Annotated in this window: 21 protein-coding genes; 4 read left to right on the top strand and 17 right to left on the bottom strand. The window is 54.0% G+C overall.

Annotated elements, in window-relative coordinates; all coding sequences use genetic code 11:
• Positions 1-15: 15 nt before the first annotated feature.
• From nhaD to K0J45_RS05065, 3 genes are all read right to left on the bottom strand, one after another.
• Entirely contained in the window at positions 16-1,263 is a 1,248-nt protein-coding gene (nhaD, locus tag K0J45_RS05055; protein ID WP_011864815.1) for a sodium:proton antiporter NhaD, read from the bottom strand.
• 624 nt (positions 1,264-1,887) lie between these two features.
• Positions 1,888-3,174 (bottom strand): glutamate-1-semialdehyde 2,1-aminomutase, encoded by a 1,287-nt coding sequence (gene hemL / locus K0J45_RS05060; RefSeq protein ID WP_144201058.1) that lies wholly within the window; start codon positions 3,172-3,174, stop codon positions 1,888-1,890.
• A 27-nt stretch (positions 3,175-3,201) separates the two neighbouring features.
• Positions 3,202-4,221, bottom strand: a complete 1,020-nt coding sequence (locus tag K0J45_RS05065; RefSeq protein ID WP_011864817.1) for an aspartate carbamoyltransferase — start codon at positions 4,219-4,221, stop codon at positions 3,202-3,204.
• Positions 4,222-4,724: 503 nt separating this feature from the next.
• Between K0J45_RS05065 and K0J45_RS05070 the strand changes: the two genes are divergently transcribed.
• Entirely contained in the window at positions 4,725-5,231 is a 507-nt protein-coding gene (locus tag K0J45_RS05070) for a 2TM domain-containing protein (RefSeq protein WP_220044518.1), read from the top strand.
• Between the two features lie 99 nt (positions 5,232-5,330).
• On the opposite strand, the gene K0J45_RS05075 is transcribed toward K0J45_RS05070, so the two are convergent.
• The gene (locus K0J45_RS05075; RefSeq protein ID WP_220044519.1) at positions 5,331-7,040 is read right to left on the bottom strand and encodes a chloride channel protein; all 1,710 of its coding nucleotides are present in this window, start codon (positions 7,038-7,040) and stop codon (positions 5,331-5,333) included.
• Positions 7,041-7,115: 75 nt separating this feature from the next.
• Here K0J45_RS05075 and K0J45_RS05080 point away from each other — a divergent pair, with 75 nt between their 5' ends.
• Complete coding sequence (locus K0J45_RS05080) at positions 7,116-8,033, top strand: DUF6776 family protein (RefSeq protein ID WP_220044521.1); 918 nt, start codon at positions 7,116-7,118, stop codon at positions 8,031-8,033.
• The gene (erpA, locus tag K0J45_RS05085) at positions 8,026-8,376 is read left to right on the top strand and encodes an iron-sulfur cluster insertion protein ErpA (protein WP_011864821.1); all 351 of its coding nucleotides are present in this window, start codon (positions 8,026-8,028) and stop codon (positions 8,374-8,376) included. The genes K0J45_RS05080 and erpA overlap by 8 nt, the downstream gene beginning before the upstream one ends.
• Before the next feature lie 105 nt (positions 8,377-8,481).
• Here the strand turns inward: erpA and K0J45_RS05090 are convergent, their stop codons facing one another.
• From K0J45_RS05090 to K0J45_RS05105, 4 genes are all read right to left on the bottom strand, one after another.
• Positions 8,482-8,955: a hypothetical protein gene (locus K0J45_RS05090; RefSeq protein WP_434086960.1), complete on the bottom strand. Its 474-nt coding sequence runs from the start codon at positions 8,953-8,955 to the stop codon at positions 8,482-8,484.
• Between the two features lie 61 nt (positions 8,956-9,016).
• Entirely contained in the window at positions 9,017-9,388 is a 372-nt protein-coding gene (locus tag K0J45_RS05095; protein WP_398351021.1) for a DUF2750 domain-containing protein, read from the bottom strand.
• A gap of 157 nt (positions 9,389-9,545) precedes the next feature.
• Positions 9,546-10,655 (bottom strand): anhydro-N-acetylmuramic acid kinase, encoded by a 1,110-nt coding sequence (locus K0J45_RS05100; protein ID WP_220044522.1) that lies wholly within the window; start codon positions 10,653-10,655, stop codon positions 9,546-9,548.
• 37 nt (positions 10,656-10,692) lie between these two features.
• Positions 10,693-12,171 (bottom strand): peptidoglycan DD-metalloendopeptidase family protein, encoded by a 1,479-nt coding sequence (locus K0J45_RS05105; protein ID WP_220044523.1) that lies wholly within the window; start codon positions 12,169-12,171, stop codon positions 10,693-10,695.
• A 126-nt stretch (positions 12,172-12,297) separates the two neighbouring features.
• Between K0J45_RS05105 and tyrS the strand changes: the two genes are divergently transcribed.
• A complete protein-coding gene (gene tyrS, locus K0J45_RS05110; protein WP_011864826.1) occupies positions 12,298-13,494 on the top strand; it encodes a tyrosine--tRNA ligase in 1,197 nt (398 codons plus the stop codon).
• Between the two features lie 146 nt (positions 13,495-13,640).
• Here tyrS and K0J45_RS05115 read toward each other — a convergent pair whose 3' ends face one another.
• The 9 genes from K0J45_RS05115 to gltB all read right to left on the bottom strand — a co-directional run bounded on the left by K0J45_RS05115 (position 13,641) and on the right by gltB (position 26,590).
• Positions 13,641-14,120: a nuclear transport factor 2 family protein gene (locus K0J45_RS05115; RefSeq protein WP_220044525.1), complete on the bottom strand. Its 480-nt coding sequence runs from the start codon at positions 14,118-14,120 to the stop codon at positions 13,641-13,643.
• 1 nt (position 14,121) lies between these two features.
• The gene (locus K0J45_RS05120) at positions 14,122-14,742 is read right to left on the bottom strand and encodes a trimeric intracellular cation channel family protein (protein WP_011864828.1); all 621 of its coding nucleotides are present in this window, start codon (positions 14,740-14,742) and stop codon (positions 14,122-14,124) included.
• The gene (locus K0J45_RS05125) at positions 14,739-15,128 is read right to left on the bottom strand and encodes a DUF2721 domain-containing protein (protein ID WP_011864829.1); all 390 of its coding nucleotides are present in this window, start codon (positions 15,126-15,128) and stop codon (positions 14,739-14,741) included. The genes K0J45_RS05120 and K0J45_RS05125 overlap by 4 nt, the downstream gene beginning before the upstream one ends.
• 115 nt (positions 15,129-15,243) lie before the next feature.
• Entirely contained in the window at positions 15,244-16,227 is a 984-nt protein-coding gene (locus tag K0J45_RS05130) for a cobalamin biosynthesis protein CobD/CbiB (RefSeq protein ID WP_220044526.1), read from the bottom strand.
• Between the two features lie 37 nt (positions 16,228-16,264).
• Positions 16,265-16,957, bottom strand: coding sequence for a 5'-methylthioadenosine/S-adenosylhomocysteine nucleosidase (gene mtnN, locus K0J45_RS05135; protein WP_220044528.1), 693 nt, complete (start codon positions 16,955-16,957; stop codon positions 16,265-16,267).
• Between the two features lie 457 nt (positions 16,958-17,414).
• Positions 17,415-18,152, bottom strand: a complete 738-nt coding sequence (locus K0J45_RS05140; RefSeq protein ID WP_220044529.1) for an HNH endonuclease — start codon at positions 18,150-18,152, stop codon at positions 17,415-17,417.
• Positions 18,153-18,328: 176 nt separating this feature from the next.
• Positions 18,329-20,053, bottom strand: a complete 1,725-nt coding sequence (locus K0J45_RS05145) for an AIPR family protein (protein ID WP_220044530.1) — start codon at positions 20,051-20,053, stop codon at positions 18,329-18,331.
• A 673-nt stretch (positions 20,054-20,726) separates the two neighbouring features.
• Positions 20,727-22,136: an FAD-dependent oxidoreductase gene (locus tag K0J45_RS05150; protein WP_144201078.1), complete on the bottom strand. Its 1,410-nt coding sequence runs from the start codon at positions 22,134-22,136 to the stop codon at positions 20,727-20,729.
• A gap of 5 nt (positions 22,137-22,141) precedes the next feature.
• Positions 22,142-26,590, bottom strand: a complete 4,449-nt coding sequence (gene gltB, locus K0J45_RS05155; RefSeq protein ID WP_220044532.1) for a glutamate synthase large subunit — start codon at positions 26,588-26,590, stop codon at positions 22,142-22,144.
• Positions 26,591-26,611: the final 21 nt, after the last annotated feature.

The raw sequence follows: 26,611 nt of genomic DNA on the forward strand, positions 1-26,611 counted from the left end.
TTAGTCACAGGGGGCCTAGCCAAAGAACTCGTAGGCCAGTAGCAACGTTAGACCGTAACCACAGGTATAACACAGGGCCAGTGCAGGCACATACTTGAGGTAGGTGACGAAGGTGAGCTCTTTCACCTTACTCATGGCGATGATACCCGCCGCACTACCAATCACCAGCAGCGAGCCGCCCACGCCCACTGAGTAGGTGAGGCCCAGCCACTCTGGGGTATTGAGCACAGGTTCGGCCTTCAATAGCGCCGCGGTGAGCGGTACGTTATCCAAAATCGCCGAGCCGATACCCGTCACGAAGTTCGAGATGTTAGGGTCAAACTTGGCATAGACCTCGGTCAGCAGATGCAGGGTGCCAATCTCTTTTAGCATGCCTACGAGCAGCAAGATCCCCAGGAAGAAGAGCAGGGTTTCGAACTCTACCTGACGGATATATTCGAGGATCTGTAGCTCCTCCTTGTTGCTGCGCTGCAGCGTGCCCATCAGGAACATCACAGACAGACCCGACAGGAAGGTCAGCACAGGGGGAATACCGAAGAAGATGTTGAGCACCATGGTCATTATGATGGTGATCAGGAAAATGAGGGCGATAAACACATCCAGCTTGCTGTATTGGCGCTTGATAGGGGTGGTGCTCACATAGCCTTCCGCCTTCAGCGAGAAGAGCACCGCCAGTAGCATCACACTGGCCGCCGCCGGGATAAATAGCATAAGCAGCTGCGAGATATGGACATGGCCGCCGAGGAAGATCATCAGGGTTGTCACGTCACCTGTGATCAGCGCCACACCGCCCGAGTTGACCGCGAAGATGATGAGTACCGACATGCGGCGCTTCATCTGGCTCTCGAGTTGGAAGGTGGTCAACAAGCCCAGGGAAACCAGGGTCGCGGTGACGTTATCACAGATGGCCGACAGCACCAGGGAGAAGAGTGCCACCTGTATCATCAGCATGCGCACAGAGACCTTCTGGGGGAACAGCTTCTGCACCAGGATCTGAATCATCCCCTTGGCGTTCAGGTAGGCTACGAAGGTCATGGTGGACATCAGGAAGAGCCAGAGGGTGGCGATTTCCAACAGGTTGTGGTCCAGTTCCTCTGCCACTAGGTGCTGGTGGCTGGGATCCCGCGCCGCAACAAACAGGGTGATCCAGGCAACACAGCCGAAGAAGAGGGTGGTTTTAGCCTTATTAATGTGGGTAACTTCTTCAAAAATAATGCTTAATAGCGCTAGCACAGCAAGTGTGATCAGGAAAATGTTGAGCATACATTTGTTCCTACGGCTGATAGTAAATCCCGTCCGGCAGAGGTGAGACGGCATGATTTACATCAAGGTTTGGTTAAGGTTGTTGTGTTAGGCGGCGATCTGACCATAGGATGGGATAATACGCAAGTGTTACCTTAGTCTAATTTCACTGAAAAATGCGATCTCGCGCACGTCGAGGCTTTTGAAATAGCGGAATATTTTTTGATTCCTTGAATCTGTGGTGAAAGCTGCTGATTTCTCGCCTTCGGCTTTACTGGATTTAGGGTATTCCCCTGAATATTGTCATTTCTACAAGAGTCTCTACTGGCTGCGGCTGTCAAGTTGGAATAAATTGTTTACGATTTGCGTCCTGCCAGGCGAATCGATGTTTAGTATCTTGAATCGAGCGGGGCTAAGGCGAGCCGATTTTGGTGACAAAGCGTGGGGCGAGCACAGGCACTGAGACGAAGGCCTAGGCTTTGAGCCAAATGTTTAGGCAAGGAGTAAAGGCCTAGGCTGCAAGTAAAGGCCTAGGCTGCAAGTAAAGGCCTAGGCTATGGGTAAAGCCGGGCAATAAAAAAGGACGCCTGGGCGTCCTTTCTGTTTTTCGTTACGATTTCTCGTTCGAATGACTGGCGCTAGCTATTACTTAGCCATGCGGGCGAAGACGCGATCCGCTGCGGCCAGCGTTTCTTCCAGTTCCTTCTCGCCATGTGCCATAGAGAGGAAGCCAGCTTCATAGGCGCTAGGCGCCAGGTAAACGCCTTCGTCCAGCATGCCGTGGTAGAAGGTGCGGAAGGCTTCTGCATCACACTGGGTGACCTGATCGAAGCGGGTTACCTGCTCCAGCTCGGTAAAGAAGAAACCGAACATGCCGCCCACATAGTTGATGCTCAGCGGAATACCATGCTTGTTGGCTGCGGCCTTGAAGCCTTCGGCGATACGCTTGGTCTTGGCGGCCAGCTCTTCATACAGGCCTTCGGCGCACAGCTCTTCCATCTGCGCTAGACCTGCCGACATGGCAATAGGGTTACCCGACAGGGTACCTGCCTGATACACAGGACCTGTAGGGGCGATGAACTGCATCACCTCTTTACGGCCACCAAAGGCGCCCACTGGCATACCGCCGCCGATAACCTTACCCAGTGTGGTCAGGTCAGGCGTAATGCCGTAGTGGCCTTGTGCACCACTCTTAGAGACGCGGAAACCTGTCATCACCTCGTCGATGATCAGCAGGGCGCCATACTGATCACACAGGGCGCGCAAGCCTTCTAGGAAGCCTGGGATTGGCGGGATGCAGTTCATGTTGCCAGCAACTGGCTCAAGGATGATACAGGCGATCTCTTCTGGGTACTGTTCAAACAGCGCCTTCACCGATTCCAGCTCGTTGTAAACCGCGGTCAGTGTGTGTTTGGCGAAATCTTCTGGGATACCCGGAGAGCTTGGCTGACCTAGGGTCAGGGCGCCAGAGCCTGCTTTTACCAGCAGACAGTCGGCGTGGCCGTGGTAGCAGCCTTCAAACTTGAGGATCTTGTCGCGATTGGTAAAGCCCCGTGCCAGACGGATGGCGCTCATGGTGGCTTCTGTGCCTGAGCTCACCATACGAACCTGCTCCATCGAAGGGACCATCTCGATCACCTTCTCGGCCATGCGCACTTCAAGCTCGGTTGGCGCGCCGAAAGAGAGGCCATTCTCTACCGCGTCCAATACGGCTTGACGGATCTTTGGATGATTATGACCCAAGATCATCGGGCCCCAAGAGCCAACATAGTCGATATAGGCCTTGCCGTCGGCATCATAGATGTAAGCGCCGTCGGCTTTTTCGATGAAACGTGGTGAACCACCCACGCCGTTGAAGGCACGCACGGGTGAGTTAACGCCACCAGGGATAGTTTTCTTAGCCTGCTCAAATAGGGTTTCAGAACGGGTCATTCTAGATCCTTTAAAGTCGTCGCCAGATTAAAAATCGGCTTTTTGTGAATACCAATTTACCGGACATTCGTGCTGTTCAAGCTGTGAATCAACACCTAATGTCAACGCAAACAGCGCCATGCGGATAAGCAATCCGTTGTCTGCCTGTCTGAAGATGGCCAAGTTTGGATGACTGTTGAGGTCATTGTCCAGCTCGTTGGCCTGCTCTCTCGAATCGCGGGGCAGCGGATGCATGATCACTGTATTCGATTTGCAATGCTGTGTGTAAATATTGTGGTTTAAGCGGAACTTACCACGATACTTGTTGGCCTCTTCCTGCGAAGGAAAACGCTCTTCTTGAATACGCGTCAGGTAGAGTATATCAGCCTGATCTAAATTGCCTTCAAGTTGATCTGTTATTGTGATCTTATGCCCAGCATTTTCAATGTCATCGATCACATAGTCTGGCATTGCCAGCTCTTTTGGTGAGATCAGGGTGAAGCTCACATCCTTGTACATGCACAGCAGGCGCGACAGCGAGTGTACCGTGCGGCCAAACTTGAGGTCGCCCACCATGGCGATGTGCATGCCGCTGATGCTGCGGCCACCGGCGGCCAGCTCTTTCTGTATGGTGAATAGATCCAGCAGCGCCTGGGTGGGGTGCTCGTTCGGGCCGTCGCCACCGTTGATCACTGGTACTCGACTGCCCTCGGCAAACTCACGTACCGAATAGGCATCGGGATGACGCATGGCGATCACATCCGAGTAGCTAGAAAGTACGCGGGCGGTGTCGTACAGAGACTCACCCTTAGAGAGGGATGAGGTGCCTATGCCGACGGTTTCGTTGACCTTGCCGCCCAGCAGGTTGAAGGCGCTGCCGAAGCTGACCCGGGTACGGGTGCTGGGTTCGAAAAACAGATTACCCAGAATCGCGCCGTCGAGTACCGTGGTACGTTTACGTCTGAGGGCATAGGGAGTCATTCGCGATGCAACGCTAAAGATCTCTTGTACGGCATCTAGATTGAGTTGGTTTACCGAGAGGATGTGTGAACCTTGAAACTGAGTCATCAGCCTTTATTTCCAATTTCGGGGGGCAAAATGGCCGAAGCAGATGGTCATTTCGCCCTAAGTTATGTAGGGTGGCTGAGGCGACACTATACCAGACATAGCGAGGTGGTGGAATAACCCGCCGGGCAAATTTGCGTGTTGGCACAAGCTTTGTTTGACTAGATCCTGTGAGCCAGATTGGCGCCGAATATAGAGTCGAGTAGCAGGGACGAGTGGTAGCGGCAAGAAGCGGGTAAGTGCGCCGAGCGACTTAGTGCGGATTAGTTAGCATCTTAGGTTTTGCGCGTATTTAACCTGTTGAAACTAAAGGCGAGTCATGCGGGTGTCGCGCTGTTCTCTTGTCTGAGTCGGCAGGCGTGTCGTGCTCGAGTCGTGTTTATGTCGTGCTGATGTTTTATCAAAGTCATGCTTAAGTCATGCATAAGTCGGCTAAACGCCGTGGTGGGACAAGCTACCCGGGGCTAAGCTGGCATCTCCAATTAAACAGAGGGTTAAGGACAACAATGATTATTCGTAAACTACGTCTTCAACGGGCCTGGTCGCAGGAGCAACTGGCGCAGCATTCAGGGCTTAATGTGCGCACCATACAGCGCCTAGAGAGGGGACAGAAGGCGAGTCTCGAATCATTGAAATCTTTAGCTTCGGTATTTGAGGTGCCTCTGGAGGCGCTGCAACAGGAGATGGATATGAGTATGACAATGGACAAACAAACCGATGAAGCCGTTAATGAGAGCCTGGCGCCGATCAGCAGTGATGAGCGCGCCGCCATCGAATATGTCAAAGAGCTGAAAGGCTTCTACAGCAACCTGGTGACCATGGCGATCGTCTTGCCGCTACTCTACCTGCTGAATCTGATGATAAGCCCAGGTTATATGTGGGTCTGGTGGGTGGTATTGGGATGGGGCGGCGGCCTGGTGCTGCACGCCATCTCGGTATTCGAGCCCTTTAGCCTGTTTGGGGCGAGCTGGGAGAAACGCCAGATTGAGAAGCGACTCAAGCGTAGGCTCTAGCCCAGTCTTGTTTTAACTCAGTCTTGTTTTACTTGAGACTCTAAAAGTTAATACCAAATACAGGCGGCGCCATGCTCATTGGCTTTAGGCTGGCGCCTGTTAGATCTGCCCCTGGTTGATCTCTTTTTGCAGCATCACCCAGCTGATCACCCCAACCACATTGTCGCGCCTATCCTGATAGATAAACACCTCGCCGCGACGCTCCTTGGAGAGAATGTCGTAGACCTCCTTCAGGGTGGCGGTATCCACTAGGCCCTCTATGGGGTGACGGGTCAGGGTACTCATCTCCTCGGTGACCTGCAGCTCTATCTGCAACATCTCCATCTGCCCCTGATTGTTCTGCATTAACACAGATCGCCCCTCGGCGCGCTTAAGCACCTCCAGCAGCAGCTCGTCGTTGTCTTTCACGATAACGAAGCGTTTGTCCATCACGGCGCGCACCCCCTGTTTCTGCAGGCCGAGTTTGACCGAGGAGACCTTGTAGTCCAGTCCCATCAGCTCTATCTGCTTGTAAAACAGCGACTTGGTATTGAACGCCTGATGGGCGATCAGGAACGCCGGAATGGTCACGAACATGGACGGTAAGATGATGGCGGCGTTATTAGTCAGCTCCAGCAGGGCGACCAGGGCCGCCAGGGGGGCGCTGAGGCAGACCCCCATCATGGCCGTCATGCCTATGATGGTGTATAGGCCCACATAGGGGGTGATGGTGGGAAACAACATGGCGCTGACCACGGCGAGGATGGCGCCAATGAGCGCGCCTATGCCAAACAGCGGGCCTATGATGCCGCCGGGTATTCCCAAGCCGATGGCGGCGATGGTGGCGACTATCTTGCCCAGCAACAGGCCGACCAGCAGCGCCAGGCTGGGGTGCTCGCTGATGGCATGACTGATGGCCAGATCGCCGCTGCCCAGCGCCTGTGGCAGGAAGAAACCTATGATGGTGGTGATAAGCCCGGCGATGAGTAGGCGCAGGATCAGGGGGTGCTGCTGCCCCTTGGCGGTGACTTTCAGCAGGGTGTGATTAAACAGGGCGGCGATACAGCCCAGGGTGACGCCGCACAGCGCCAGTACGGGATATTGCGACAGGGGAATATGGCTCACCCCTATCTGGTCATATTCATGGATATTGCCAAACACCAGCTGGCTGGAGAGGGCGCCGCAGATGGCCGAGAGCATGATGGGGAAGAAGTAATGCACCTTGTATTCCCTGAGTATCACCTCGAATACGAAGATAACCGCTGCCAGCGGGGCGTTGAAGGTGGCGGCAATCCCGGCGGCGATGCCACTGGCGCACATGATGCGCACGCTGTTGTCGGGCAGCTTAAATTTTTCTGCCATCACGCTGGCGCTTACCGCGCCCAGGTGTATGGCCGGGCCCTCACGGCCCACGGAGAAGTTGGTCGCCAGGGCAAAAAGCGCCTGAAAGAACTGTCCCGGCGCGGACTGCAGGGGGATCTTGCCGTAGTGCAATTTCATCCGCTGCATCACATAGGCGATCCCCATGCGTTTATAGCGCTTGGATCCCAAAACGGCCACAAACCAGATTAAGATCGCCCCTAAAAGTGGCAATAGGACTCGCCAGTCACCTAAGTTGCCAGTAAACTGCCACTCTTGGGTCTGGGTGAGCTGGTTGAGCCACAGCAATAAAAGTCGAAACAGAATGATCACGCCAGAGGCCACCAGGGCGAAGGCGAGGGCGAGGCCACAAAGCTGCACGCTGATCTTGGCCTGGGCCAATTTGTCTTTGAGGTCGGTATTCAGGTATTTCTGGCATTGCTGTATGGCGCTGTTTATTCTGAGCTGCACAGTAACCTTCCGGATCAATCGTTAGTAACGCTTCGCGGGGCGAATGAAGAAATTATCATAAGGGGCTAGTACTTAATGCCAAATTATCATCGCTGGGTCGATCGCATGCAAGTGCTCGAACGAAAAATTAGACCTTCGAGCGTTTATCTGTTTTGTTTAGTGATCGTGGCCTTCTTACTCGGCGTGTTGACCTGGGACCTCTGGTCCGCCAATCATTCGGTGACACCGACCCAATCCAATGGCCGCGAGGCCGAGCTGCGCCAGGCATTGAAGGAGCAGGCCGAGGTGCTGGCATCACGTAATCTGGAGCTGTCGCTGGAGCGCGAAGCCAACGGTAACATGCAGAAGATGTTTCTCGAGCAGCATCAGAAACAGAAGTCGCTCGACAGAGAGCTGGCCTTCTACCGCAGCATCATGGCGCCAGAGCATCAGGCCGATGGCGTCGCCATTCACGGACTGGAGATGGCGCCGGGCCCGCTGACCCATCAGTATCAGATCAAGTTAGTGCTTACTCAGCTGCAGAAGCGCAAGCAAGCGTTGAAGGGCCAGGCCAAGCTGGCGTTCGTCGGTGTGCAGCAGGGCAAGATAGTGACTCTGCCACTTTCATCGCTCACCGATACCAAGTTTGCCTTCAGCTTTCGCTATTTCCAAACCCTGGAGGCGCAGATCACCCTGCCGAGCGATTTCGAGCTGTCTCGGGTCGAGACTGAGGTCATAGTGCCGGCCAGCCGCTGGAGTAAGGGAGCAAAGGCGCAGCAGAGCTTCAGCGCCCAAGAGCTGCTGGCCACGCCAGAGGGTGACACTGACGTAGGTGCCCGCTCAGGCGGCGAGCCCAACGCGGTAGAAGAGCCCCATGGAGAGGAGGGCTACGCGCCCGCCGAGGAGGGCGAAGGTTCACAGATTTCAACAGAGCCACGACTATTACTTGAACAAAATAGTCAGGTATCGGATAATTCCGCTCAGCAAACCGATGTAAGAGGTAGTAATGACTGAACAAGCTGAAGATACAATGCCAATTCGTTTTACCGACGCGGCAGCGGCCAAGGTTAAAACCTTATTGGAGGAAGAGCAAAATGACGCGCTTAAGTTACGTGTGTACGTGACCGGCGGCGGGTGTTCAGGTTTTCAGTATGGCTTTACATTCGATGAGAAGGTCAACGAAGGTGACTTTACCGTTGAGAAACAAGGGGTTCAATTGGTTGTCGATCCAATGAGCCTACAATACCTGGTAGGCGGTGAAGTGGATTACACCTCGGGCCTGGAAGGCTCTCGTTTCTTCGTTAAGAACCCTAACGCCACCACCACCTGTGGTTGTGGTGCCAGCTTCTCGGTTTAGTCCCAGAAAGCGGGCCGGTGCATAGAGCACCTAAAGAAAAAGCCAGCAATAGCTGGCTTTTTTGTGCTTTTGATTGAGGCTTAGCTGAAAACCGCGAGCCTTGGGCTACTTCATGATATTCATGCTGTTCTTGATATGGCAGTAGGCCTTTACCTTAGGGGTGAAGGCTATCCATACCTGCACCACGGCCAGCAGGATCAGCACAGTGAACACTAACCAATCTGGCAGCTTGCCCTGCCAATCGCCCAGGTGAAAGGTCGAGGGACCGGCCACCAGGTTGTCAGGGTCATATAAGATCACCGGCAGCAGGCTCACCAAGCCGAGCTGTATGATGGTGTAGCCCCTAAGCATATAGAGTCCGGCCTTCTGGCGGCCAAGCACGGCAATCACCATCAGCAGGGTCAGCATGCAAAACAGCACACCCTGCTTGGCCATCAGGCCACTGACGGAGGCCAGGGTCAGCAGACTCAGCAGGGCCAGCAGACGCTTGGGCAGCTTGGCCTTCACCGGTTGCTGGTTAGCAACTTTTGCGAGTTCAGCGGCTTGTGCCTTGTCAGCCTGGCCGTTTGTCTCAGTCATCTCTGGCATCGACACCTTATTCTCTTCCATTATCTGAACCGATAGCGTTAACGTTGGCCGATCAGTGACGCGGCTTAGGCGTCAGGCGCTGCTCAAGCTCATAGGGTGGGATCACCACGCCTAGATCGTCCTGTACCGGGAACACGGCGACAAACAGGTCATCGTCCTGCATGCCAGGCACCCAGCGCTCCAGCCACTCGTCCAGCGGGATGGCCAGTGGGATGCAGTCGGCCCAATCGTCGACGGCCCACTGCTTGGCGGATTCTTCACATGGCCACATAGGGATGCAGTCTTCATCTTCTGTGGTCAGCATGACGCAGCCATCGACATCCTGTAGGGTCCATAGGGTTTTGGTGGCCTTGGCTTGTTCGACGAGATAGTCGTAACGGGCCTCTGGGGTCATCTGGCTGGCTTGTTGTGCACTCTTGGTCATTGCGGTCTCTTTCATCAATTAGTGGCTAGGCCGATTGGCCGCCATGATAGCAATCTGCGCCGCCCTAGGCTAACAGTTTTGTCCCTGGGCCGGGCGGTGCAGAGCGCCTTGGATAGTGTTAGTTATCGTGATCAGCTGCCTTACTCAGACGGCTTACTCAGTTGCCGGGGAAGAGGCCACCGAGCACGGTTTCCCGGCTGGCGCCCGTGACCGCCGGCAGGTTGCCCGGCAGCCCCAGCTTGTGGCGCATGGCGAGCCAAGCGAAGGCGATGCCTTCCACCCACTGAGGATCGACCCCTAGGCTGGCGGTGGTGTGCACCTGATAGCCGGGCAGTAATGCCGCCAGGCGTGTTAGCAGCTCTGTGTTAAAGGCGCCGCCACCGCACACATACAGCTCGGCCTTATCGGTAAGCTTAAGGCAGTCGTTGGCGATGCTGTGGCAGGTGAGATCCAGCAGGGTGGACTGAATATCCGCCTCGTGCAGATAGCCGAAATCGGCGGTCTGCTGCTCCAGCCAGGCCTGGTTAAACAACTCGCGTCCCGTGCTCTTGGGGGCGCTGAGGGAGAAATAGGAGTGGGACAGCATCTGCTTGAGCAGCTGCTCATCGGTCTTGCCACTGGCTGCCCAGGCGCCGTCCCTGTCAAAAGCCTCGCCCTGGACCTGTTTTATCCAGGTGTCTATCAGGGTATTGCCCGGACCGTTATCGAACCCAATTACAGCGCTGGCATCCCCCGGCAGATAGGTGATGTTGGAGATGCCGCCTATGTTAAGGATCATCCGCTGGTGGCCGGCTCTCGCAAACAGCTGCTGGTGAAAGGCGGGCACCAAAGGCGCACCCTGACCGCCCAGGGCGATATCTTTACGGCGAAAGTCGGCGATGACATCTATGCCGGTGAGGGCGGCGATGGTGTTGGGGTCGCCAATCTGCAAAGTAAAGCCCAGTTCCAGGTTGGGCATGTGGCGCACCGTCTGGCCGTGGCTGCCGATGGCCATGATCTGATGTCTGTCGACGCCGCTCTTGGTCAGCAGGCCCTCGACCGCCTGGGCAAACAGCTTGCCGACGCTGCGGTCCAGTATGCCCATGCGGTTGATCTCGTCAGATCCCGACTGACACAGGCGCTGTAGGCCGCTCAGCAGATGGCTGGGCAGCGGCTCGGTATGGGTATCGACGAGGGTGATCTTATCGTCGGTGAAGTCGACCAATACCGCGTCGACACCATCCATGCTAGTGCCCGACATCAGGCCGATATAGTAATGTTTGCTCATCTAGGTGTCCTGGGGTCTGTTGACCCAAAAGAGAGACTCACTGGGAGGCCAATTGCACTTGCTTGTTCTGTTCAAGTTTAGCCATCAATTGCTTACTCAGGGCGAGGAAGCTGGATTTTTCCTTGCTGTCTATGGGCAGAGATTGCGGCAGCTTGACCGTACGTGGATTGCGATGCACGCCGTTAACGATAAATTCGTAGTGCAGGTGGGCGCCTGTGACGCGGCCGGTCGAACCCAGGGTGCCGATGATCTGCCCCTGTTTGACCGTCTGGCCCTGCTTGACCTTACGTTTCTTGAGGTGAAGATACTTGGTGGTATAGGTCTCATTATGTTTGATGAAGACATAGTTACCATTGTATTGGTTGTAACCGGACTTGATCACCCGTCCCTTACCCGCGGCCTTGATGGGGGTGCCGACGGCGGCCACATAGTCTACGCCGCGGTGGGCCTTGACCTGACCTGTGACCGGGTGCAGGCGGCGTGGGTTGAAGCTGGAGCTGACATACTTGAAGTCCACCGGCGAGCGCAGGAAGGCCTTACGCATGCTGCGCCCCTCGTCGGAATAGTAGTTGCCATCCTTGTAGCGCACCGCCGTGTAGCGATCGCCCTGGTTATAGAACTCGGCGGCCAGGATATTGCCGTTACGCAGGAACTCGCCGTCGGCGTACTCCTCTTCAAATAGGATGGCGAAGTTGTCGCCCTGGCGCAGATCCAGGGCAAAGTCGATATCCCAGCCGAAGATGGTGGCCAGCTGCATGATCTGGTTGGGCGTCAGCCCGGCGCCGACACCGGCGTTCCAGAAATTGCTGCTGATGGTGGCGCTGGCAAATTTGGTGCGGTTCTCCACCGTCTTCTTGATGATCTCTTCGCTGTAGCCCTTGTCATCTTTGCAGATCTTCAGGGTCGAGATGGGGTCCAGATGATAGATCACCCGCTTGAGCTGACCAGCATCGTCTTTGACGATAATGATCTCTTCGCCGGGCATGATCTTCAAAAGGTTCTTCTTGGCCTTGGGCAGCTGGGTGATCTCATACACGTCGCGGGCCGTGAGTCCGGCGCGTTTAAACAGGGCGGCCAGAGTGTCGCCGCTGCGCACGGTAAACTCCTCGCTGCTTTCCCTTTCCTCTTCAGGCTCGGCGACGACTGGGTTGTCGGTGACCTGGGTCAGGGGGCTCTCATTTAGGTCTAGGCTGCCATTAAGGTCTAGGCTGCCGCTCTCTTGGGTATTGCGGGCGATCTCATCGGCGCTGGGGGGCTCGGGCGTGCGAAAGGCGAGGGGCACGGGGTAGGCGTTGCCCCTGGTCTTGATGTCATTGTCTGAGTTTTCGCTGGATGGGCTGTTACCGGCTTGTTCGCCAAGGCGAATCTTGCCCGTTAACGAGGTATTGGTTGAACGGGAGGCCTCGGCATCGTCGGAGGGGATAAATATCACGCCTATGGTGATCATCACTAAGACACTCAATATGATTTGATGCAATCTGGGTAATAGTTTTAAGAGTGTGATGATCTTTCCCATTGACTCCGATACCAATTTCTAACACTTAAGCCGATCCTGTTAGTGTACACTCTTTCATTTGTGCTGGCTAACAAGTAACATTAGTCCCCATTATTTACCTATCGGCTCTTAGGAGTAGCTGCCAAGATGGCTAATTTAGACCAAGCATTAGCAGAAATTAAACGTGGTACCGACGAGATCTTGCTCGAATCGGATCTGCTGGAAAAATTAAAAGAGGGACGTCCTCTGCGCATCAAGTTGGGGGCCGACCCAACCGCGCCGGATATTCATCTTGGCCATACTGTGATCCTCAATAAGATGCGTGCCTTCCAGGAGCTGGGACACGAAGTGATCTTCCTGATCGGCGACTTCACCGGCATGGTGGGTGATCCGAGTGGTAAGAACAGCACGCGTCCTCCGCTGACACGCGAGCAGGTGCTGGCAAACGCCGAAACCTACAAGGAACAGGTGTACAAGATCCTGGATCCGGCCAAGACCCGCATCGAGTTCAACTCGAGCTGGCTAGAGGAGCTGGGCGCGGCGGGCATGATCCGTCTGGCCTCACAGCAGACAGTTGCCCGCATGATGGAACGTGACGACTTTAAGAAGCGCTATGCCTCGGGTCAGTCGATCGCCATCCACGAATTTATGTACCCACTGCTACAGGGCTATGACTCTGTTGCGCTGGAAGCCGACGTCGAGCTTGGCGGTACGGATCAGAAGTTCAACCTGCTGATGGGCCGTGAGCTACAAAAAGCCGCGGGTCAGAAGCCACAGGCGGTGATCATGATGCCACTGCTGGAAGGTCTGGACGGCGTGAAGAAGATGTCTAAGTCGGCCAACAACTATATCGGCGTCAGCGAGCCTGCCGGTGAGATGTTTGGCAAGATCATGTCTATCTCTGATGACCTGATGTGGCGCTACTTTGAGCTGCTCTCTTTCCGTCCACTGGAAGAGATTGCCCAGCTTAAGAGCGACGTCGACAACGGCACTAACCCAAGAGATGTGAAAATTGCCCTGGCGAAAGAGATCATCGCTCGTTTCCACGACGAGGCGGCAGCCGAGGCGGCGCATCAGGAGTTTATCAACCGCTTCCAGAAGGGCGCGATCCCAGATGATATCCAGGAGATCGAGATTGCCGCCGGTGACGGTATCGGTATCGCCAACGTACTTAAAGATGCAGGCCTGGTCAGCTCGACCTCTGAGGCGATGCGTATGATCAAGCAGGGCGCGGCTAAGCTGGATGGCGACAAGATTGAAGACAGCCGCCTAGTGCTTAACGCTGGCATGACGGGCGTGTTCCAGGTGGGTAAGCGCAAGTTTGCCAAGATCACCCTGGTTTAACGATTTAACGTCGAATCATTTCAAGAGGCCTGCTTAATGCAGGCCTTTTTTATGTTTGGCGAAAAGTTAAAGAGTTATGCTGCTGGCGAGGTGGAAAGCTTGAAACTTGGAGAGCTTGAAAGTGGCTAGCGCTAGGCTAGACCCGCTTACTGAGTGGCGAGCTGATCCTGCATAGTCTGATAGTCCATCAGATCTTCATGCTCCTTCACCCTGTGGTTGGCCAGATCCAGTTTGACCGTGGTCACCCCGGGGATCGCTAGCTCAATTACCTTGCCCGGCTTGCCAAACAGGCTGCCGGGGCCGCGATAGTGGTAGTTGCCTATCATCACCACCAGTGAGCCCGAGTTGTACATGTGCTCTATGTTGAAATCGTATTCCAGCACGCCGCGATGGGCACGCTCGAAAAACTCTATGATGTCGCGTCTTCCCGTGTAGGTCTTGCTGGCGGTGCGATCCTTAAACACGCTGTCGCGGTTGTAGAAGGAGGCCAGGGTGCGGTAGTCATGATCCGTCAGCGCTTGAATATACTTGATCGCCATCTGCTGCTCGGCGGGCATATCGCCGGGAGCCGCCTGGACAGCCAGGGGCAATATCATCAGAATGCTAACTAAAAACTGCTTGATCATCTTATGTTTTCTTTAATTCAAACGCCGGTAGTCTCAGGTGCCACTTGATGGCCGCCAAGCGAATGACGAGCGCACTTATCATGGCGATGGCCAGGGCCACCTTATCGGCCAAGCCCCAGGTGATGGCACAGGTATAGCTTATCCCGCCAAATATCGAGGCGGTCGCATAGATTTCGGTGCGCAATATCATGGGGATCTGGCGACAGAGTATGTCTCGAATAATGCCGCCTCCGACGCCAGTTATCAAGCCCATCACCACGGCAATCATGCCGCTGAGGCCAAGATTGAGTGCCTTTTCCGCCCCGATCACGGTAAACAAGGCTAATCCGAAGGCATCGGCCACCGGCAGAGTGTACTGGGGCACCTTCTTGGGCTTGCGAATAAACAGCAGGGCCAGCAGCACGGTTGCCAAGATCACTATGATGTAGTTGGGGTCGCGGATCCAAAATACCGGCGTGGTGCCCAGCAAGGCGTCACGTATGCTGCCGCCGCCAATGGCGGTGACCGAGGCAAGCACTATCACCCCAAAGGGATCCATGCGATGACGCCCGGCGGCTAAGGCGCCGGAGAGGGCAAATACCGCGGTACCGCAGAGGTCGAAAAAGTAGATCCACTCCTTCATTGATCTAGCTCTTGCAGGTGGTAGTTGAGGGCATCGACCGAGATGCGGATCTCGAGCACAGACAACAACAGAGAGTAGAGCAGGAGCAGCAGGCTGGAGCCGAAGATGACTGAGCCAGTCTTGTTAAAGCCCACATAGATGAAGATCATACACAGGACGCACAGGGCGAAGCTAGAGACGCCAGCTTCTTGCATGCGGCGAATGATGACGATGCGGCGACGCAGGTTTTTCAGCTGCCCAGAGTGCACAGGTTTGCCCTCGGCGCTCAGGCTGCGGATCAGTGCCGCCAGCGAGAAGAAGCGGTTGGTATAGGCAAGGAGTAACAGTGAGATCGCCGGAAACAGCAGCGCCGGTGTGGTCAGGGAAATGTGAAGATTCTCAAACAAAGTCGTTATGCCTATTGTGTCAATATGTTGCCGCCAGAGGGGAATAATACCAAGGGTTTTTGGCTTGTCTAGTCAAAAGACGCCAAGGGAGAGGCGACGTAGAACAGAGTGGCGATTAAGCGTGCGCTAGCAGCCGCAGCGTGGCCCACAGACAGGGGATAAGCAGCACGGAGAGTACCCAGATCCCCTTGCTCAGACGCAGCAGCCTGAGCGCCGCCGTGATGGTGTGGGGCGTGGGTTTGGGGCCAGTGCCGATACGGGCGATATCAACCCTCTGCCCGGCAAACTTCTGTGGGCCGCCAAGCTCGGTGTTGAGCACCTTGGCCGCTAGGGCGCAGGTGGCCAGATGATTGTTTATCGGCAGCGGGCTCTTGGTGGGCCTTAGTAGCTGCACCAAGGCGCCGGGGCCGCCCTGGATAGCCAGAGTGAAGTTCCAGGCCTGGGTCGGCAGCCAGTAGAGCAGGGAGCTCAGCAGATAGACGGGGCGGCCAAACTCGCGGTATTGCGGGTTGAGCGCAGGCCAGGTGTATTCCAGCTGCTTAATCATTCGCGCGCCCAGCACCAGCGGGGCACCGCCAACGGCGAAGAAGAGTATGGTGGCGACCGTGCCGTAGATGGAGGTGGTCATCAACTTCTCGATCACCGTCTTGCTCATGCCCACCTCGGAAAGCTCGCGGGTATCGCGATAGACCCACTGGCTCAGCAGGCGACGGGCGCGCTGCTTGTCTTGACGTGCAAGCGCCTGACCCGTCTCCTCCGCCACCTTATGAAACTGCTCGTCGCACAGGCAGAGATAGAGAAACAGACACTCGAAGAACCAGGGGAAGGCCGCCAGCTCCAAAAGGAAGCTTAAGATCAGCCAGAAGGGCAGCACCAGGAGCAGTACAGAGAGGCTGCCCGCTACTCGCTGCTGATTTGCGGAGCGATCAGATCTCGCCACCTTGGCCGACAGGCTGCGCGCCAGCTGAGAAAACCAGTAGAAGGCCTGGTATTCCCTGGGCAGCGGTGCCAGCAGCGCCATGAAGATGGCCACCAACAAGATGGCAGCCCCCTGATAGAAGGGGCTGTCGAGCAGTAGCTGTTGGATGAGATCGTGCATCGCGTCGCGGTCTGTGTGCCGTCCCTGAGTCTGACAGTTACAGGTGTTTTAGCAGCGAGATCACCATCAGCGCCGAATGATGGCCCGCTTTCACCAGGTAGCTGTCAAAATCTACCGGCGAGTCGTTGTTGGCGTTGTCAGACAGCGAGCGGATCACCACGAAAGGCACCTTGAACTGGTGACACACCTGGGCAATCGCAGCGCCCTCCATCTCACAGGCCGCCATGGTCGGGAAGTTACTTAGCATCACCTTAGTGCGCTCAGGGTCGCAGATGAAGCTGTCGCCGGTGCAGATAAGCCCTTCGATAGCCTTCACCTCGCCCAGATCCGCTACCGCCTTCTTGGCAGCCTCGACCAGAGTTCTGTCTGGCATGAAGGCCGCCGGTTGCTGAGCCATCTGACCAATCTCGTAGCCAAAGGCGGTGACATCTACGTCGTGATGACGCACCTCAGAGGAGATAACGATATCACCGATAGCCAGGCTGTCGACGAAACCGCCCGCCGAGCCTGTATTGATCACATAATCCGGGGCATATTTCTCAATCAACAGTGTGGTGGCGACACTGGCGGTGACCTTGCCGATGCCAGAGCGGGTGACGATCACCTCTTTGCCCTCAAGCTGTCCGGCGACAAACTCTATGCCGGCGATGGTCTGGGTCTGAGTGTCTGTCATAGACGCGATAAGATGAGCGACTTCTGGCTCCATGGCGCCGATAATACCAATTTTCATTGAATACCCTTTATGGTCTAGGTGGATCTGGCCGCACGAAGGCGCAGCCTGTCTTAAGATAATGGGCGCTAATATAGCAATAAAGTGGTTCGGTGGCGAGATAGGGAGACTCACGCCGAGACATCAGGCGTTATTTTGAATTGCTTGCAGCAATTCGTTTTCGCTTCTTTAGCATCTACCGTAAATAGTATTTGAAGGTTAATTTATAATCATTTCTTCACGTTTTACCTATTGCCTGCGGCAGGCTCATGTGCAAACACGCTTTTGGCACGCAGCGAGTCCATCCATGGATGCTCTGCGAAATCATCCATGATTTCGAAGGCCAAAAGCGTGTTTACACCCGGTTATCCATCTCTTCGATTTGACCTTTTGAGAAGATTTTGAACAGCGTTAATCCAAAGTGACTTCTGTTCCACTTTGTATCTTTATAAAAGTTCTAAATTTGACTTTTTGCATGCTACTCCCTCACGAGCCTAGGAAGTTGGTCATATAACTTGCTTGTTAAAGTGTCTGATTGTTGGCCAAAATGTAATTCCTTGTGGCAATTAGGGCATAAAGCTGCTGTATTTGTTATTGTATCGCTACCACCATTAGATAAGGGAAGAACATGGTGCACCTCTAAAAAAGGTTTTCCATTTGTTTTCAAAAATGTTGGTTTCTCACACAGTTCACACATTCCGCCAGCAAGTAACAATGTTTGAGCTGCAACACGCACATCCCTTTCATACACATTGCCTATTTTTTTGAGCTTTTTGGGTGTTCGACTTCCATAAAAGGGATTGGTACTAGATACATCTACTTCATCTGCTAGGTCTATAAATTTATTATTATCAATGTCTTTCGGTATAGCATGCCACCCATCATTCTTTTTCACTAAATAATGTGGAGTTGGTTTTGAATACAAGCTTTTAGTGAAGCTAAAATGAAATCCTAAAACTCCATAATTTTGATTCTCAACCAGTTCTATACAGTTTAGCGCTTTTTTGTAATTGCCGTTCTTCCTGCCTGTTTGAGTATGTTCCCAGCTATAACCAACAACCAAAGTTTTTTCAATATCGAGGCTATTTACTCCGACAAATACTAGCTTATTATTATGATCGGCAAAAAGAGCCCATGTTTGAGGAGCTACCTCCCCAGTAAAACCATTGTCTACAAGGAAATTTTTACGACTACTATACTTCTCAAAATTGTCCATTTTTAATACTCTAGTATATTCAGGTTAATATTATACCTAGCGAGTAGACTTAAACCCTAGGAAAGCTGGTGGGCTGGTGCTGCTTAGCACCGCCAGCCCAAAACTAAGAACAAAGAGACTATCTATTTCAAAAATTCTGTTCATAGATGAGCAAGGGGTTCCTGCTGTATGCCTTTTTACTTTAGTTCATTTTTTATTAGTTCTTTTAGCTCATTAGTATGGAGTGACCTTTTTAATCTATCTTTAGAAGCCCACCCTCCCTTCTCGATAATATCTTTGCACTGTTCAAAGTACTTTAAATGTTCATCTCTTGGTTCGCTAAGCGCTTCGATTATTTTTGTACAATAACTAGTTATTTTCTTCGAGTTTGTCTCTGGTGCTTTCGATTTCCCATTAATGACGTACTTAAGCAACATTAATGTATGCCAGCGATATTTTCCAAAGTTACCAGGAAGTTTTTTGCTATTAAATAGTCTATTGAATTTATACAGCGCCAATGCTGCAGTGTAATATGCAATTTCATTTTGATTGTCTTCGAACAAATTATCGCCAGATTGTTCAAATATTTGTGTTGGATAGCTTGCTGATGTATGAGGGATCTCCAGAAACATTGAAGCAAAAGCACGAGCAACTGTCCGAATGTCAAATATTTTTGTATCACTTATACCTAAGCCTGCATATTGATTGTCTCGACGTTCAAAGAAAACTTTAGAGTCGTCTTCGCTTTCCTCATTCCAGCTATTAAAGTAACTTTCTACCAACTTAGATTTTGATTTAAGTGATAGAAATTTCTCATTGGAAACATGGCTCTGATTGTTTGTGGCTTCAACAATTTTATTGACGATCTCAGGGTTATCAACTTCAATAACCTTAGCTGTAATCATCGTGTTCTCACTTAGTTTTTCCTTATTTCTGAATAATACATGGCTACTTTGACATCCGTTAACTATTTGATAGTTAGACAGACTTATTGAGTCACTTTGTACTCGTACATCAGGAGAGACAATCGTTATGCCGTTGTTTAGGAGTGCAAAATAGTCTTTTAACTCTTCACTCTGTAATGTTTCTTTGATTTTTTTATTAACATCATTAGTCTCTCCGAGATACGCTCTAACATTTTCATCAAATATTCCTCCTCGCATTTTTCCATCTTCTGCAAGAAGCAATGATTCAACATAATTCTGAGCAGGGATGATTGCAATGTAGGACTCTTCTACTCCTTTCATTTCATTATAAGGGACGTAACCTTTCACTTTAACAATTGCTTCAACTGGTTGATGTATAGAACTCCAGATTTTTATTAGTTCATCTCTGTCAATTTTTTTACTTTCAACTTTATTAAAGTATCCAGTGCCATTAACTTTTCTTTGCGTGGTCTTTAGGGCAGCTTCAAGCTCTCTTTCGTTATTCCAAACACCAGTGGTTACAAAGTAAGTAGATGCATTAGGTTTTCCATTTTTAACTTTGTCTACGTTTTCTACAACAATTTCAAAAATTTTGCTAGCTTCTGTCAATATGTCGTCATGCGGAAATTCTGGAGTTTCATTTGCGAAGTCAAAAACTCCTTCACCAAAGCTCGCCATTTGTTTTTTGTCGAATTTATCTGATGTTTTTGACTGAATGAAGACGAACTCTACTTCAATACTTTTTTTATGGCTCGAAAAAAGTGCAGTTACTTCTTCTTCAGTTGTTACCAGTTCACCATCTGCAATAATAGCTATACCATCAATACCCGCATCTTCATCAGCTGTTGTTATGTCTCTTACATCAAACTTACCAGTAAAAAATCTGCTAGTAATGCAGTAATTAACAAAAAACTCAAACTGCTTTGAAGGGTCTTTTTCAACTATCCCTTTTTCTGATAGGAATTTTTTAAGGTGTGTTTGAACAATTCTATGCATTATATTTAAGTCCTATCTTAATGTTTTATTTTTAAATTATACATTTTGATGTCGGGTGTCTGTGAAGTATGTCAGGATCAGTGTTACTGAAGACATGAAAGAGTTTCTCCAGACCTCTAATGTAATAAGTGAGGTTAGAGTTAACTTTTGGGAGGCTATTGGGCACATTGTTGATAGGCTTCTTCTTCCCTAAAAGGCGTGCTCGATGGTGACTTCGAGATTGCCTTGTTCTGTCCTTAATTGTTCACACTTTAATCTATATTGATGCCCAATTTCAATATGCTATGTCACATTGATTGAACTTTTTCTGAAAAAAAATAATGACTTGTATCTATACGTACCAAATGAAGTCAAATCGAAGAGACGTTGGATACCGAGTGTAGATGCATCTGCGGACGTCGATGGCAGGGATGCCATCGCCGAGCCTCCACGGATGGATTCACGGCGTGTAGTAGATGTATCTGCACATCAGCGAGCCGCAGGCTATAAGCATCAATGAAGGTGCGACCTTCAAACACTCTTAATCAATCACCAACAAGGTCAAACGTTATACCACCAAAAACCAGCCTGGTTTTCCCCTGGCGAAAAAAAGCGCTTTAACTCTCACTCAAAGTTAAAGCGCCAATTACAAGCCAAATTGTGCGGCTCAGAACTAATCTGAGCCGGTTCAGACTTAAGCCTCGAAGCTGTTGAGGATTCCGAGCGCGGCATCGCGGCCCTCGGCGATGGCGGTGACCACAAGGTCTGAGCCGCGCACCATGTCGCCACCGGCGAACACCTTAGGGTTGCTGGTCTGGAAGGGGTTATCGGCCACTTTTGGCGCCACCACGCGGCCCCACTGGTCCAGCTCTATGCCATAGTCGCCAAACCACTTGGCGGGACTCGGCTGGAAGCCGAAGGCGATGATGATGGCATCGGCCTCGATCAACTGTTCGCTGCCCTCGATCGGCTCAGGGCGGCGACGACCCGAGTCGTCCGGTGCGCCCAGGGCGGTCTCGACACATTCGATGCCGCTGACCGCGCCGTCACTGGTCTTGATGGCCGTCGGCTGACGGTTGAACAGGAAGTTGACCCCCTCTTCGCGGGCGTTTTGCACCTCGCGGCGTGAGCCGGGCATGTTGGCTTCGTCGCGGCGGTAGACACAGGTTACCTCGCTGGCGCCCTGTCTGACGGCGGTGCGCACACAGTCCATGGCGGTATCGCCGCCACCGAGTACCACCACCTTCTGGCCGGCTAGGCTCAGATATGGCGTCTCTTCGTCTGTGGTACCCATGACATTGTGGGTGTTTCCAATCAGGTAGGGCAGGGCCTGGTAGACGCCCTTGGCATCTTCGTTTTCCAGCCCGGCCTTCATCGGGGTGTAGGTGCCCATGCCGAGGAAGACGGCGTCATAGTCGGCCAGCAGGGTGTCGAAGCCGATATCTTGGCCTACGGTCACGCCCAGCTTGAACTCTATGCCCATCCCTTCGAGGACGGTGCGGCGGATCTCCATGACAGACTTATCCAGCTTGAAGGCGGGAATGCCGTAGGTGAGCAGGCCGCCAATCTGAGGATGCTTGTCGAATACCACCGCCTTGACGCCGTTGCGGGCGAGGATGTCGGCGCAGCCAAGGCCGGCAGGGCCCGCGCCTATGATGGCGACGCGCTCCTGACGCTTGACCACCTTGCTCATGTCCGGGCGCCAGCCCTGGGCGATGGCGGTGTCGGTAATGTATTTCTCCACATTGCCTATGGTGACGGCGCCAAAGTCGTCGTTGAGGGTACAGGCGCCTTCACACAGCCTGTCCTGGGGACAGACGCGGCCACAGATCTCCGGCAGTGTGTTGGTCTCATGTACCAGTTCGGCCGCCTCGAGTATGCGTCCCTGTTTGGCCAGCTTCAGCCAGTTGGGGATATAGTTGTGCAGCGGGCATTTCCACTCACAGTAGGGGTTACCACAGTCGAGGCAGCGGTCTGCCTGCTCGTTGACCTGAGGCTGTGCAAAGGGCTGATAGATCTCGATAAACTGCGTGGCGCGATGCTTGGCGTCATGCTTGGTCGGATCCTTACGGCCTACTTCGATAAATTGAAAATCGTTACTCATGGCCATTACCCCGCTACCACTGCTAATGCAGGTTCAGTTTGTTCCAGACGCAGGAGATCATCGAGCGCCACATTCTTAGGCTTGACCAGGACGAAACAATCGATCCAGTTTTCAAAATCGTTTAACAACATCTTGGCGTGCTCGCTGCCGGTCTCGGCAACGTGCTCTTCGATCAGCCCCTTGAGGTGCTGTTGCTGTATCGGCGCCGTCACTTTCTGCATATCCACCATCTCGGTATTGAGACGGCGGTTGAAGTGGCCGAAGCGATCGAACACATAGGCGAAGCCGCCCGTCATGCCGGCGCCGAAGTTAACGCCCGTCTTACCCAGCACTACAACGATGCCGCCTGTCATGTACTCGCAGCCGTTATCGCCCAGGCCTTCAACCACGGCGATGGCGCCCGAGTTACGCACCGCGAAACGCTCGCCTGCCTGACCGGCCGCAAACAGCTTACCGCCGCTGGCGCCGTAGAGGCAGGTGTTGCCAAGGATGACGCTCTTTTCGCTCTGGAACATGCTGCCCACAGGCGGATAGAGGGTGATCTTGCCGCCCGACATGCCTTTGCCCACATAGTCGTTGGCATCGCCGCACAGATCCAGTGACAGGCCAGGAGCGTTCCAGACACCGAAGCTCTGACCCGCGCTGCCGCTGAAGTTAAGCTGTATCGGCGCCTTGGCACCCTGACGGCCGACTTTGGTGGCGATATAGCCAGATAGCGCGGCGCCTACCGAGCGGTCGGTGTTGTTGATCTCGAAACGTGCAGTCAGTGGCTCGCCTTGAATGACCGCTGCTTGGCAGTGGCTCAAAATTTTCTGGTTAAGCTCGCCCTTGTCGTCGGTCGGGTTGGTCTCGCGCCAGGTGAGGGCGCAGCCCTCTGGTACCTCTGGTTTGTAGAGGATGGCGGACAGATCCAGCTGTTGCTGCTTGTCCGTGGCGCCTTCCAGCGCCGCGAGCCAGTCGCTGCGACCCACCAGTTGTTCAAACTCGGTCACCCCGAGGGCAGCCATCCACTCGCGGATCTCGCGGGCCATAAACTCGAAGTAGGTCATCACGCGCTCGGGTAGGCCGTGGTAGTGATTGTCCCTCAGCTGCTTGTTCTGGGTCGCCACGCCGGTGGCGCAGTTGTTCAGATGGCAGATACGCAGGTACTTACAACCCAGGGCGATCATAGGCACGGTACCGAAGCCGAAGCTCTCGGCGCCTAGCAGGGCCGCCTTGATCACGTCTGTACCCGTCTTGAGGCCACCGTCCACCTGCAGGCGGATCTTGTGGCGCAGGCCGTTGGCGACCAGCGACTGATGCACCTCGGCCAGACCCAGCTCCCACGGGCTACCGGCATATTTCACCGAGGTGATAGGGCTGGCACCCGTGCCGCCATCGTAACCTGAGATGGTGATCATGTCGGCATAGGCCTTGGCCACGCCTGTGGCAATGGTGCCAACGCCTGGCTCAGATACCAGCTTGACCGAGATCATCGCCTTGGGGTTTATCTGCTTGAGGTCGAAGATCAGCTGAGCCAAGTCTTCGATGGAGTAGATGTCATGGTGTGGCGGCGGCGAGATCAGGGTGACGCCAGGGCGCGCGTTACGCAGCGCGGCGATCTCTACACTCACCTTGTCGCCAGGCAGCTGACCGCCTTCGCCGGGCTTGGCACCCTGGGCGACCTTGATCTGTAGCACCTCGGCGTTGACCAGATAATGCGCCGTGACGCCGAAGCGGCCCGAGGCGATCTGCTTGATGGCCGAGTTACGCTCAGAGTTGAAGCGGCGCGGATCTTCCCCGCCTTCGCCCGAGTTGGAGCGACCACCGAGGCGGTTCATGGCCACGGCCAGCGCCTCGTGGGCCTCTGGGCTGAGGGCGCCGATACTCATGGCGGCGCTGTCGAATCTTGGGTAAAGGGTCTCGGCGGCCTCGACCTTGTCGAGCTCGACGGCCTGCTTGTCACCCTTGACGGTGAAGAGATCCCTCAGGGTCGCCACGGGTCTATCGTCCACCAACTCGGTGAAGCGCTTGTAGACGCCATAGTCTTGGTCGCGCAGGCTTTGCTGCAGCGTGTTGACCACATCTGGGTTGAAGCAGTGGTATTCACCGCCTTCCACATATTTCAGCAGGCCGCCCTGTGGCAGCGGCTGATGGGCCTGGAAGGCAAGTTTCTGCAGCGTCTGTTGATCTTTCTCCAGTAGGGTGAAGCTCGCGCCCTCGATGCGGCTGACCACCCCCTTGAAGCAGAGCTCGACCACCTCAGATGACAGGCCGATAGCTTCGAACTGCTGACTACAGCGGTAGGAGGCCACGGTACTGATCCCCATCTTAGACATGATCTTACGTAGTCCCTTATCGATGCCCTGACGGAAGTTGAGCATCAGCTGCTGGGTTTCGCGCACGCCGTGACGGCTGGCCAGTGCCGAGATGCTCTCGTAGGCCAGGTAAGGGTAGATGGCGGTGGCGCCAAAGCCCAGAAGTACCGCGAAGTGGTGCGGATCTCTGGCCGAGGCGGTCTCGACTATGATGTTGGTGTCACATCTCAGGCTCTTGTCGACCAGCACGCGCTGCACTGCGCCCACGGCCATCGCGGCAGGGATCACCTGCTTACTCTTGTCGGTGGCCCTGTCGGAGAGGATCAGCAAGGTGGTGCCGGTACGTGCCAGGCGCTCGGCCTCGTCGCAGACACGGCGAATGGCTGCCTCTAAGCCTTCGCTAAGGTCATAGTTAAGATCGACAGTGTTAGCGCGGTAGTAGGTCGAATCCAGTGCCAGCAGCTGATTGAAGTCGCTGTAGAGCAGGATAGGCGAGCTGAACATCACGCGGTAGGCGTGGCCCGTGGTCTCGTTAAACAGGTTCTGCTCACGGCCAACACAGGTGGCCAGGGACATCACATGCTTTTCACGCAGTGGATCGATTGGCGGGTTGGTCACCTGGGCGAATTTCTGGCGGAAGTAGTCGTACAGGGTACGGGACTTCTTCGACAGCACGGCCATAGGGGTATCGTCGCCCATGGAGCCCGTGGCTTCTTCGCCTTTCTCGGCCAGTACCCAGATCACTTGCTCCAGTTCCTCTCGGGAGTAGCCAAACTGCTTCTGGTATTGCAGCAGGGTGTCGGCGGAGAACTCGCATACGCCCTGGGCCTCGCTGGGCATCTGCTCGGCGGGGATCAGGGTCTGACTGTTCTTGGCCATCCACTCCTTGTAGGGGTGGCGACGCTTAAGGTCGTTATCGATCTCAAACGAGGAGTAGAGCTGACCGTTGAGGGTGTCGAGCACCAACAGCTCCCCCGGGCCGACACGGCCCTTCTCGACCACCTCGTCCGGGGCATAGTCCCAGATGCCGATCTCAGAGGCCAGGGTCAGGATACGGTCTTTGGTGATCACATAGCGTGATGGGCGCAGGCCGTTACGGTCTACCGCACAGGCCACGTGGCGGCCGTTGGTCATGACTATGCCAGCCGGGCCGTCCCAGGGCTCCATATGCATGGAGTTGAAGTCGTAGAAGGCCTTCAGCTCATCGTCCATCTCTGGGTTACTCTGCCACGCGGGTGGAATAAGCAAACGCATGGCGCGGTAGAGGTCCATGCCGCCGGCGAGCAGCATCTCCAGCATGTTATCTAATGAGGAGGAGTCTGAGCCGCTCTCGTTGACGAAAGGCGCGGCCTGCTGCAGATCCGGCAGCAGTGGGGCATTAAACTTGTAGGCGCGGGCACGGGCCCACTGACGGTTACCGGTTATGGTGTTGATCTCGCCGTTGTGGGCAAGATAGCGGAACGGCTGTGCCAGCGGCCACTTGGGCGAAGTATTGGTTGAGAAGCGCTGGTGGAACAAACAGATGGCGCTTTGCAGGCGTATGTCGGCCAGATCCGGATAGAAGGCCGGTAGATCGGCGGGCATCATCAGCCCCTTGTAAACGATCACCTGACCAGAGAGGCTGGCAACATAGAAGTCTTCGCAGTCAGTTATCTGCTGCTCGAGGCGGCGACGGGCCATATAGAGGCGACGTTCGAGATCTTTCTCACGCCAACCTATGGGTGAGTTGATCAGCACCTGCCAGATCTTGGGCTGGCTGGCCTGGCCTATGGGGCCTAATACCTCAGGGTTGACCGGGACTTCACGCCAACCGGCCACACTCAGTGTTTCTTTCTCCAGCTCACGTTCCAGGGTGCGTTTGGTGTAGTTGGCCTTTTCCTCATCTTGGCTTAGGAACAGCATGCCCACGGCAAACTTACGGCTCAGGTGCCAGTCGTTCTCGCTGGCCACGGCTTCGAAGAATTTAATGGGGAGTTGCATAAGTAGGCCACAACCATCGCCGGTACGACCATCGGCGGCAATACCACCACGGTGTTTCATGCGATCTAGGCCATGAATGGCTGTACGTACAATTCTATGGCTGGCTTCGCCATCCATCTGGGCGATTAAGCCAAAACCACAGTTATCTCGTTCAAAACTGGGGTGATACAAGCTCATATAAAAACTCCCTAATACTAA

It is taken from the genome of Shewanella alkalitolerans (assembly GCF_019457575.1).
Classification (GTDB): Bacteria; Pseudomonadota; Gammaproteobacteria; order Enterobacterales; family Shewanellaceae; genus Shewanella; species Shewanella loihica.

What these genes read in the sequence shown, in the direction of transcription:
- nhaD (WP_011864815.1), bottom strand. Translation starts at nt 1,263, where the DNA reads ATGCTCAACATTTTCCTGATCACACTTGCTGTGCTAGCGCTATTAAGC.
- hemL (WP_144201058.1), bottom strand. Translation starts at nt 3,174, where the DNA reads ATGACCCGTTCTGAAACCCTATTTGAGCAGGCTAAGAAAACTATCCCT.
- K0J45_RS05065 (WP_011864817.1), bottom strand. Translation starts at nt 4,221, where the DNA reads ATGACTCAGTTTCAAGGTTCACACATCCTCTCGGTAAACCAACTCAAT.
- K0J45_RS05070 (WP_220044518.1), top strand. Translation starts at nt 4,725, where the DNA reads ATGATTATTCGTAAACTACGTCTTCAACGGGCCTGGTCGCAGGAGCAA.
- K0J45_RS05080 (WP_220044521.1), top strand. Translation starts at nt 7,116, where the DNA reads ATGCCAAATTATCATCGCTGGGTCGATCGCATGCAAGTGCTCGAACGA.
- erpA (WP_011864821.1), top strand. Translation starts at nt 8,026, where the DNA reads ATGACTGAACAAGCTGAAGATACAATGCCAATTCGTTTTACCGACGCG.
- K0J45_RS05090 (WP_434086960.1), bottom strand. Translation starts at nt 8,955, where the DNA reads ATGACTGAGACAAACGGCCAGGCTGACAAGGCACAAGCCGCTGAACTC.
- K0J45_RS05095 (WP_398351021.1), bottom strand. Translation starts at nt 9,388, where the DNA reads ATGACCAAGAGTGCACAACAAGCCAGCCAGATGACCCCAGAGGCCCGT.
- K0J45_RS05100 (WP_220044522.1), bottom strand. Translation starts at nt 10,655, where the DNA reads ATGAGCAAACATTACTATATCGGCCTGATGTCGGGCACTAGCATGGAT.
- K0J45_RS05105 (WP_220044523.1), bottom strand. Translation starts at nt 12,171, where the DNA reads ATGGGAAAGATCATCACACTCTTAAAACTATTACCCAGATTGCATCAA.
- tyrS (WP_011864826.1), top strand. Translation starts at nt 12,298, where the DNA reads ATGGCTAATTTAGACCAAGCATTAGCAGAAATTAAACGTGGTACCGAC.
- K0J45_RS05115 (WP_220044525.1), bottom strand. Translation starts at nt 14,120, where the DNA reads ATGATCAAGCAGTTTTTAGTTAGCATTCTGATGATATTGCCCCTGGCT.
- K0J45_RS05120 (WP_011864828.1), bottom strand. Translation starts at nt 14,742, where the DNA reads ATGAAGGAGTGGATCTACTTTTTCGACCTCTGCGGTACCGCGGTATTT.
- K0J45_RS05130 (WP_220044526.1), bottom strand. Translation starts at nt 16,227, where the DNA reads ATGCACGATCTCATCCAACAGCTACTGCTCGACAGCCCCTTCTATCAG.
- mtnN (WP_220044528.1), bottom strand. Translation starts at nt 16,957, where the DNA reads ATGAAAATTGGTATTATCGGCGCCATGGAGCCAGAAGTCGCTCATCTT.
- K0J45_RS05140 (WP_220044529.1), bottom strand. Translation starts at nt 18,152, where the DNA reads ATGGACAATTTTGAGAAGTATAGTAGTCGTAAAAATTTCCTTGTAGAC.
- K0J45_RS05145 (WP_220044530.1), bottom strand. Translation starts at nt 20,053, where the DNA reads ATGCATAGAATTGTTCAAACACACCTTAAAAAATTCCTATCAGAAAAA.
- K0J45_RS05150 (WP_144201078.1), bottom strand. Translation starts at nt 22,136, where the DNA reads ATGAGTAACGATTTTCAATTTATCGAAGTAGGCCGTAAGGATCCGACC.
- gltB (WP_220044532.1), bottom strand. Translation starts at nt 26,590, where the DNA reads ATGAGCTTGTATCACCCCAGTTTTGAACGAGATAACTGTGGTTTTGGC.